Origin of the sequence: Rheinheimera sp. (assembly GCF_036568245.1) — a bacterium.
Classification (GTDB): domain Bacteria; phylum Pseudomonadota; class Gammaproteobacteria; order Enterobacterales; family Alteromonadaceae; genus Alishewanella.
This window is the reverse complement of sequence record NZ_DATCSY010000209.1, coordinates 1-9,498: the sequence shown is the minus strand read 5'-3', so window position 1 is coordinate 9,498 and position 9,498 is coordinate 1. Positions and strand designations below refer to the sequence as shown.

The 9,498-nt window shown below is 49.4% G+C and carries 7 protein-coding genes and 1 tRNA gene; 3 read left to right on the top strand and 5 right to left on the bottom strand.

The features are described 5' to 3' along the window. Nucleotides 1-67 precede the first annotated feature (67 nt). Nucleotides 68-144, top strand: a tRNA-Asp gene (locus VIN66_RS09630). A gap of 257 nt (nucleotides 145-401) precedes the next feature. Beyond that, nucleotides 402-2,849 carry a sensor domain-containing protein gene (locus VIN66_RS09625; RefSeq protein WP_331923783.1) on the top strand — a complete coding sequence of 816 codons (2,448 nt, stop codon included), beginning with the start codon at nucleotides 402-404 and terminating at the stop codon, nucleotides 2,847-2,849. On the opposite strand, the gene VIN66_RS09620 is transcribed toward VIN66_RS09625, so the two are convergent. The 5 genes from VIN66_RS09620 to VIN66_RS09600 all read right to left on the bottom strand — a co-directional run bounded on the left by VIN66_RS09620 (nucleotide 2,841) and on the right by VIN66_RS09600 (nucleotide 8,103). Next, on the bottom strand, nucleotides 2,841-3,536 hold the full coding sequence (locus VIN66_RS09620; protein WP_331923782.1) for a transporter substrate-binding domain-containing protein: 696 nt from the start codon (nucleotides 3,534-3,536) through the stop codon (nucleotides 2,841-2,843). The two genes, VIN66_RS09625 and VIN66_RS09620, sit on opposite strands and share 9 nt — an antisense overlap. 36 nt (nucleotides 3,537-3,572) lie before the next feature. Then, nucleotides 3,573-5,264, bottom strand: coding sequence for a phosphoethanolamine--lipid A transferase (locus tag VIN66_RS09615; protein ID WP_331923781.1), 1,692 nt, complete (start codon nucleotides 5,262-5,264; stop codon nucleotides 3,573-3,575). A gap of 73 nt (nucleotides 5,265-5,337) precedes the next feature. Continuing rightward, the gene (locus tag VIN66_RS09610) at nucleotides 5,338-6,738 is read right to left on the bottom strand and encodes a sensor histidine kinase (RefSeq protein WP_331923780.1); all 1,401 of its coding nucleotides are present in this window, start codon (nucleotides 6,736-6,738) and stop codon (nucleotides 5,338-5,340) included. After that, nucleotides 6,728-7,396 carry a response regulator transcription factor gene (locus tag VIN66_RS09605; RefSeq protein ID WP_331923779.1) on the bottom strand — a complete coding sequence of 223 codons (669 nt, stop codon included), beginning with the start codon at nucleotides 7,394-7,396 and terminating at the stop codon, nucleotides 6,728-6,730. Before VIN66_RS09605 ends, VIN66_RS09610 begins: the two co-directional genes overlap by 11 nt. Then, on the bottom strand, nucleotides 7,396-8,103 hold the full coding sequence (locus tag VIN66_RS09600) for a phosphatase PAP2 family protein (protein WP_331923778.1): 708 nt from the start codon (nucleotides 8,101-8,103) through the stop codon (nucleotides 7,396-7,398). Before VIN66_RS09600 ends, VIN66_RS09605 begins: the two co-directional genes overlap by 1 nt. Before the next feature lie 147 nt (nucleotides 8,104-8,250). Between VIN66_RS09600 and VIN66_RS09595 the strand changes: the two genes are divergently transcribed. After that, on the top strand, nucleotides 8,251-9,498 hold a 1,248-nt coding region (locus VIN66_RS09595), incomplete at its 3' end, for an LTA synthase family protein (RefSeq protein ID WP_331923777.1).

Genomic DNA, 9,498 nt, shown 5'->3' with positions numbered 1-9,498 from the left:
ACGCCGGGGGTCGCGGGTTCGAGTCCCGTCCGCTCCGCCATTAAGCCTTACAGCTCTTGTTTGATCCGGAGCGGTAGTTCAGTCGGTTAGAATACCGGCCTGTCACGCCGGGGGTCGCGGGTTCGAGTCCCGTCCGCTCCGCCACTTTAAACCTGCATTATGCTGGTTTTTTGCGTTTTAGCGCTGCCTGTTTATGTCGCATCGTACATTCTGCTTAGACACTGCCCACACTGCTTAAAAATTCACGTCTATTCCTGCTCTGACAACAGCCTGTGCAGTTATTTAAATGATTTGTGTGGAAAAAAGGTAACTTCACTTCTAAAGTTGTAATTCTTGTCAATAAATAATGGCTTATATGAGTATTTGCTGTTCTGTCCGCTAACAACAAGGTTACATCAGGTATGGATACTTTTGAGCTGAGTCAGCTGCAGGACGCTATTGTTCATTCAGCGGTTGATGCCATCATAGTGATTAACCAGCAGGGGCTTATCTGCTTTTTCTCACCGTCCGCTGAAACACTGTTCGGTTACCATGCGGCTGACTGCATTGGCCAGAATGTGCGGATGCTGATGCCAGAGCCTTTTCACACTGAGCACGATACGTATCTGTCTAACTATGTCAGCGCGGGAAAGCCAGCGAAGATCATTGGCAGCGGCCGTAATGTGCAAGGCAAACGCAAAGATGGCAGTGTGTTTCCGATGCATTTATCCGTCGGTGAGGCCAATACGGACAGTGCGCGCTATTTTGTTGGTATCTGTCATGACTTAACTGCCTATCAGGCCAGCGTTAAAGCCCACCTTAGCTTACGCTCAATGCAGGAAGCGTTACTGGAGGCTGCCGTAGACGGCATTATCTCAATTGATGAATGGGGGCTGGTGCAAACCTTCAACCGGGGCGCCGAGCAGTTGTTTGGCTATAACAAACAGGAGGTGATTGGCAAAAATGTCAGTATGCTGATGACCCAGGCTCACGCCCGGCAGCACGATGGCTATTTGCAAAATTATAAAAGTGGTGGCCCGGCAAAAATCATTGGCATTGGCCGCGACGTGCAGGCAAGACGAAAAGATGGCTCGGTATTTCCAATGCATCTGTCGGTGGGGGAGTCGCGCACTGAGCAGGGCCGGTTGTTTGTTGGTGTGTGCCATGATTTGTCAGAATTTAAAGCGGTATTGCAACGGCTGATCTCAGCCGAGCAGCGCTATCGCGATATTGTGCAAAACCAGAAAGAATTTATTTGCCGTTTAAGCCAGCATTCGCGGCTAACGTTCGTTAATAATGCGTTTTGCCGCCAGCTCGGGCAGCAATTGTTTCAGATGCTAGGCATTTCCATTTTGGAGTTTATCCATGCTGATGAGCGGCAAAATGTGGAGTCGTTACTTGAGCAGCTCAGGCAAACCCGGCAGTCACAAACCGTCTCACTGTCTGTGCGTATGCTCAGTACTGACAATCGTGTGCATTGGGTGGACTGGACTTTCAGCAGCCTGGCGGGGCAGGCAGAAGCGGCCGACGAAATTCAGGGTGTGGGCATCGATATTACAGAACAGGTTAAGGCGAAGAATCATGCAAAGTTTTTAACCAGCTTTGATGCGCTGACGGGGCTGTTAAACCGGGAAGGGCTGACAGAGCAGTTTAACCGCCGCCAAGATCCGCAGCAGCGCTATGCGGTACTGTTTATTGATTGTCATCGTTTTCGGCTGATCAATGAAAAGTATGGTCATGAATTTGGCGATCTGATGCTGATTGAAGCGGCGCACCGGTTGAAAAATATGTTGCCGGAAGAGGCGTTGGCCTGCCGACCCGGTGCCGACGATTATATACTGCTATTGCCGGTAAACGGGCAAAACAATTTGCTGCCTTTTGTGCAGCAACTGATCACGCAATACACGGAACCTTACTGGCTGGCAAATGAGAAAATCTCGCCTTCTGTCTGTGTTGGCATCAGTATTTATCCCGACGATGCGACAGATCTGCATATCCTGATCCGCCAGGCGGAAGCCGCGATGTTTGAAGCCAAACATCAGGGGGTTACATTACGGCTGTATCATGAAGATATTCACAATGCCCTGACCCGTCAGCTGGAGATTGAACAGGGGCTGCGCCGCGCATTGGAGCAAGACCAGCTACAGGTTGTGCTGCAGCCGAAATACCACCTTGCCAGCCAGAGCCTGATTGGCTACGAAGCCTTGCTGCGCTGGCATGACAGTGAGCTTGGGACAGTAGCGCCGGATATTTTCGTGGCGGTGGCAGAAAGTGTGAACCTTGGAAAGACACTGGATTGCTGGGTCATTAAAACGGTACTGAATCAAATCAAAGCATGGCAGGGTATGGGACTGTGGCCAAAACCGGTAGCGGTGAATATCACGGCCAAACATTTCTCAGATCCTGAGCTGTACAACTTTATTGCAGCAAAACTTAATAAACTTGGTTTACCAGCCGACTGTCTGCAACTGGAGATTACTGAAGGCGTGGTAATGGATGACTCACCAACCATTCAGGAAAATCTGTCAGCATGCCGCAGTGCCGGGATCAAAGTCGCCATTGACGATTTTGGTACCGGTTACTCATCGTTATCTTATCTGACAACCTTGCCGATAGACTTTATCAAAATAGACCGGGCTTTTATTCAGAACCTGGAGCAGGGGAAAAATCTTGGCCTGGTAAAAGCCATGCTGGCTATGGCGCAGGCACTTGAGGTGGCAGTCATAGCTGAAGGTATTGAAACACAACAGCAGCACGAGCTTTTAACGGAACTCGGCTGCGAGTTTGGCCAGGGCTATTTCTTTGCCCGGCCGGCTTATCTGGCCGACATTGAGCAGCGCCTGGCGGAACAGGCCACAGGATCAGTGTGAAAAATAGCTCAGTTGTTCAGTGTTTGCGTAGCGGTTTAAGGTGGTGCTGATATAAGTCAGGTGTTCCGAACGGCCGGAAACAACATAGTAGGCGTCAATAGTATCCAGCAGACGGCGCTGATAATGGCTGGCAAACGGTAGCGCTTGCTGCTGCAGGTAATAATTAAACGGCGCTTCATAAGTCAGCAAGGCGCTGCTGCGGCCTTTAACAAACATTTCTACCGCACTGATGCTGTCGGGCAGGTCGATAAAACTATAGCCACTTTCGCTCAGCAATTGGCGCTGGCCATGATAATCAAAACCGCGGATCGCGGCTATGGTCGGTTGTTTTTCCCGCGCCACGGCGGCGCCATGGGTTAGTAGCACTAACGACAGTTGCACATAGGGAGGGGCGACAAAGCTGATATCTGCCGGCAAAGCCTGGGTTTGCTTAATGTTGATGGTTAAATCAACTTCGCCGCTTTGTAGCATTTTATAGAGTCTGGCCGGAGTAGCGCAGACCGTGCGCACAGTTATAGCCTCTGTTTGCAAAATACTGCGGGTTAACTCTACCGCTTCACCGCCACAGTGGCCGCTGCCTGATGTAACAAAATAGGGAGGAAAATTATGCACCCCCAGGCGTATCTCGTTGCCTGCCGCTTGGGCCAGAGCACTAACGGCAAACAATATCAGCAAAATAATGCGCATATCAGCACCTGCTAAATTACACGCTGTTATAGTAGCTCAGTCATTATTTTTGACCAAGCTATCATCGTGCTTTTTAACAATTTTTCCGGCAATCTGACGGCTGCATTGATAAAAAATATTCTGAGAGGGCAAAATCGATTCTGAGCTTACGTCGAACCAGCTTAGTATCGATGAAAATAGCATATCATGGCTGCCAGCACGCACAGCATTGTGTTGTACGCAGTCAGTATTAACCATATTGCGCCGCAACGTTTCGTCAGACAACCACATCAGCATAGGTACTCTGGTTTGCTCTTCTGGGGCCATCCAGTAAGGCAGGCCATGCAAATACACACCATTTTCTCCCAAAGATTCACCATGATCAGACACATAGAGTAACGACGTGTCGTATTCATCTGACAGCGATTGCAGCATCGTTATCACATTATCAATTAACTCATCTGTTGCCAGCAGTGCATTGTCGTAGGCATTAATAATGTGCTCGGTCTGGCATTGCACCAGCAAGTTATTTTCACACTCTGGCAAAAACTGTTTCTGCTGCGCCAGACTGCGTTTGTAATATTCAGGGCCGTGATTACCTTGTTGGTGTAACACAACAAACATTGGAACCCTTGGTTTAGCTGACAACAGAATTTTCTGCCGTAAGCCATTTAGCAGTGCACTGTCCTGACATTCTCCTGCTATGCAATCGAGCGCAAAGCTCTGATCCTGCTCGACCCGGTCACACATATGTTTGCAGCCTGAGTTGTTATCACGCCAAAGTACTTTTACACCGGCTCGTTGCAACACATCCAGCAGATTGTCCGAGTGTTTCGCTATAATTTCATCATAATTATCGTGCGTTAAATAACTGAAAAGGCAGGGCACAGATACGGCCGTAGCCGTGCCACACGCATCAATAGCACCGACATTAATCAGCTTGCGTTTTGACAATCTGGGGGTGGTATTACGATGGTAGCCATTAATCCCCAGATGGTCTGCTCTGACGGTTTCCCCCAGTACCATCACTACCAATTGTGGTTTGGCTGTGCTGGTTATCAGTTTCGCGTCCTGTGCATAGGGCTTAAATACTGGTATTGCCGGGTGCAAAATCTCATTGCGCACGACACCGCTGACGGCGTTTAACACGTTAAAAGGGGTAGCCTGATGTTTCAATGAACGGTGCTGGCGGAATACACCAGCCAGATTTTGGTATTGTGTTATCACCAGCAGTAGCGTCAGTAAAACGATTGAAACCATGCTGATGGTGTACTGTTTTATCTGACTACTCAGCGAGGCTGTATGATGCTTCGCCCGGATCACTAATACTGCTGGCAGCAGTAAATAGCAGATAAAGTACGGCAGCATTTCCGGGTTTAATAATGCATAGACTTCACGGCTATCGGTTTCGATAGCGTTTATCAACATGCCTTTGTCGATAAGTACGCCGTACTGCAGCATAAAATACTGGCTGACGGCTGAAACCAGAAGTAAGCCTATTAGCCAGCTTTTTTGAAACTTGCCAACGCCAAATACCTGGCAGATAAACATATTGAGTAAAAACAACAAACCTATAAGTGGCCAGGCGACAGACCAGCCACCCAACGGCAACACGCTGCGCATAAAGCTTTGGTTAAACGCCAGTGTCAGTAAGGTTGCAACCGCCAGGTTAGAAAAAATATATGATACTGCCGGGCGCAGGCGGGAGGGAACAGACAGCGTGAGGGTAGTTAATACACGTGATGACATAAAACAGCACCGCTAAACAACATTTGCCACAGTGTATGTAGGATTTCTTAAGCAGATCTTAAAACGGCATTATTTACATTGGCTGTTTTAAAACGGTTGCCATTGGTAACGACAAGGCCACCGTTACAATATCTGGCTGTCGGGTGTCAAACTGCACTGTTCCGCCATGCAGTTCGATAATTCGCTGTGTTATCGATAAACCCAATCCTGAACCATCTATATGCTGATGGCTTTGGTGGCGGAAAAACCGGTTACCCATACGCTGAGGATCCGGTAAAATATCAGTTTGGTTTTGTACAGTTAATGTCAGTTCTGAAACGTCGGTTATGGTTGCGGATATGATGATATTGGTATCGTCTTTTGCATATTTACTGGCGTTATCAAAAACATTACGCAAGGCTGATTGCAGCAGAACCTTGTCGCCCTGGATGATAATCGCGCAGTCAATGTTGAGCTCCCAATTGGCTTTATCCAGTAATACCAACGACAACTGGGACAGCGCATCCTCTGCCAATGTAACTAAGGGTGTACTGCTGCAGTGAATATCCTGTATCCGTTCCAGCCGGCTTAATGTCAGTAGCTGATTTACCAGATGCGTCATGCGTTTACTGCCATCAATAATCGCAGCGATGGCTTCAGTTTGCTCTTCGGGACGGGTCGCTTTTGGCAGATTCTGCGCATGCAGCTGCAATATACTCAGCGGCGTTCTTAGCTCGTGCGCTGCATCAGCGACAAAACGCCTCTCTTGTTGGATATAGTGTCTTACCCGCTGTATCAGCTGGTTTATTGCCTGCTGAATAGGTTGAAGTTCTGCCGGTTGCTTGAGTGATATTTCGCTCAGCTGCTCGGCCTGACGTGCTGCGACACTATATTGCAGGCGGTTCAGCGGTCTGAGTATCAGTTTTACCACCAGATAAATCAGAATACTCAGTGGCAGCATCATCACCAGAATTGGTCTGATTTGGGCAAGTGCGATATGTTCGCTCATTTCCTGACGCACATCTTCCCGCTGTGCGGTGAATACCCATAAGCCATTGCCCTGCGGCAGGCTGAAACTGATCCAGTGTACACCTTGCTCTAACAGCTCATGGTAACCTTGCTCTGTCATCGGCTCGGGAAACTGCCCGGCATTTTCTGATGCCATAACTAACCGGTTGTCCTGCCAGACCTGAAACGCTATTTTCTGCTCATACTTATGGCCGCCCTGACGACGCTCCTGCGCTGAGGTCAGGTTTTCACCGGTATCCGTGAACTCTGGTACGCTGACCACCAATGGGTTCGCATCAGGCTGCACAGGCATGGCCGTTAGCATCGTTGCAACCAGGCGGGCGTTACGGGCCAGTTGGGCATCGTAAATTTCATCCAGCTCATGCATTGCATCTTTATACGATACCAACGCAGTAAAACTCAGACTGCAAATAACGATCAGGTTGATCACAATCAGCAGCCAGACTTTGATACTGTTAATCTGCATAGTGGCTGTTGAGCATGTAACCCAACCCCCGTATGGTTTTAATCAGTTGTGGATGCAGCTTTTTACGCAAACTGTGAATATGCACCTCCAGCGCGTTACTTTCAGTTTCGCCGTCCCAGCCATGGCACAGTTCATCCAGATAGCGCCGCGACAAAATGCGGTCTGGATGCAGCATAAAGTCTTTTAACAGCATAAATTCGCGCCGCGTCAGGCTGACAGCCTGGCCCTGATAAGCACATTGCATGTTGGCGGCGTCTAAACATACCTCTGCCACGGTCAGCACATCGTCCCGCCTTAGGGTATTACGCCGGCTTAACACCCTGACTCTTGCCTCAAGTTCCAATACGTCCACCGGCTTCACCACATAATCGTCAGCGCCACTGTTAAAGGCATCAAGCTTGGTTTCCAGTGCATCCTGCGCGGTCAGTACTAATACCGGTATGGTGTTGCCAGCTTTACGCAAGGTTTTGATCACGCTGATGGCAAAGCCATCGGGAAGACCGAGATCGAGAATTAGCAGCGAAAACTCGCTGCACGATAAAGCCTGCAGCGCATGTTTACCCTGAGTGCAATGTTCTACCTGGTAACCGAGGCGCTTTAAGCTGGTAATCATGCCTTTGGCTAACGTAAGATTGTCTTCAACCAGTAAAATGCGCATCAGAGATAAGTACTCTCTTTGGTGGTCGCTGTCTCTGAAATGAGCATAAAGCAAAACTTAGCGCAAAGTAAGCTCAGCAGTAACGTCGTGATATCGTGCGATAAAAAATGCGCGCCGCGCAGCTGCTGGGCAATACCCAGAACCAGCCCACTGATAAGGCCTGTTGCCAGCCCGGCAAAGCGCCAGCCGGGTTTTACCTGTTTTAAAAAGTAATACAGAGCAACCCAGGCATAGCCGACACTGGCGTGCCCTGCCGGGAAGCATTGTTTGTAAGGCAGATAGGAGGGGCGCTTTTGCAAAAGATGGATATAAGGCTCTGTCCCCCCGAATACGGCCAGGTCCCAGGGGCAGGCAATATTGGTGATTGCTTTAAGATAAGCTACCAGCACAAAAGCGCTAAGTAGTGCCAGGCTCAATGCCAGCAGGCTGTCGGCCAGCTGTTTGTATTTAGCGCGTTTAATGTTGGCAACGACTGTCGCAATAAGCACGACAGCACAGCAGACATAATTTAACTGCCGCGCGCCGCGGTGCAGAATACTCTCTGTCAGCCAGTGTTGTTGCAGTGACCATTGATACCCTTCCATAGCGTAAATGTTGCTGGCCAGCCAGATATCGCCGCCGGCAACATCCAGTAACAGCCAGGCAATAACATATAAAAATAGCAGCCGGTGCACACTGCTATCGCTGACGAATTGTTTAATAAGCATAATTAAATATTACCTGCACAGCTTTGGCGCGCCGAATGTCGGTTGTTTAAACACCTGTTTATTATGATTGGGCAATCTTAAGAAAATCTTAAGCTTATACATCTAGCATTGGCGGCAATTGTTGTTTTGCAAAGCTGCTGTATTGCCATGAAAATATCTGTAAACCGCTTGTCAGGCCCTTATTATCCGTTAGTTGTGATGGCATTGTTGATGCTGGCGATTCTGTCTTTCAGCCGGGTGGTGCTGTTTATCTGGCAGTACGAGCGGGTTGCAGCTGCAGCTGATATCTTGCCTTTGTTGTTGCAGGGCATAAGGGCTGACTTGATCCTTGTAGGATTATGGCTGGTGTTGCCGCTGCTACTGGCGCCGGTTCTGGCGACAGCCGGTAACATAAAGCGCTGGCGCAGCTTTTGTCATGGCTGGGCGTTACTTGGCTTAACAGTGATTATTTTTATTGAGTTGTCCACGCCACAGTTTATTTTACAATATGATATCCGGCCGAACCGTTTGTATATCGAGTACCTGAAATACCCGCGCGAAGTGTTCAGCACCCTGTGGCATGGTTTTCGGCTAATGCTGCTGGGCGGCATAGCGCTGACCGCTGCGCTGCTGCTACTTTCTCACCGTATTTTACGCGCTGCCCGAAGCAGCACTTTGCCTTACAGCAACCGCACCTTGTGGTTAAGCTGGCCAGTGCTGGTATGTGTAGTGTTTGCTATGGTGCGCTCCACAACCGATCACCGGCCAGCCAACCCGGCATTTTTTGCCGTAACCGGCGACGCCATGGTTAACTCTTTGGTGATTAGCTCGCCTTACTCTGTGCTTTATGCCATTTATAGCCTGCGCCATGAAGCCAATGCCAGCGAAGTATATGGCAAATTACCGCGCCAGCAGATCCTGGCCAGCGCGCTCGATTGGCCATGGCTGCAGCAGCTGCAGTTTGATAAAAACTATCCAACATCGCATTTTCATCAGGCAACCCGACCGCGGGCCAGGCCACTTAATCTGGTTATTGTGCTGGAAGAAAGCTTAGGCGCCACTTTTGTTGAATCACTCGGCGGCCTGCCGGTGACGCCAGAGCTGGAAAAGCTCAAGCAGCAGGGCTGGTGGTTTGAAAATATGTACGCCACCGGCACCCGCTCTGTGCGTGGTATTGAAGCCGTTGTCAGCGGCTTTATGCCCACGCCGGCGCAAAGTGTGGTGAAGTTATCGTTGGCGCAGCAAAACTTTTATACGCTGGGCAGTGCCCTGGCCGGGCAGGGGTATCACACCAGCTTTATGTATGGCGGCGAGGCGCACTTTGACAATATGCGCGCCTTTTTTACCGGCAATGGCTTTGACGAAGTGATTGATATGCCAAAAATCGACAAACCGGTATTTGTCGGTAGCTGGGGC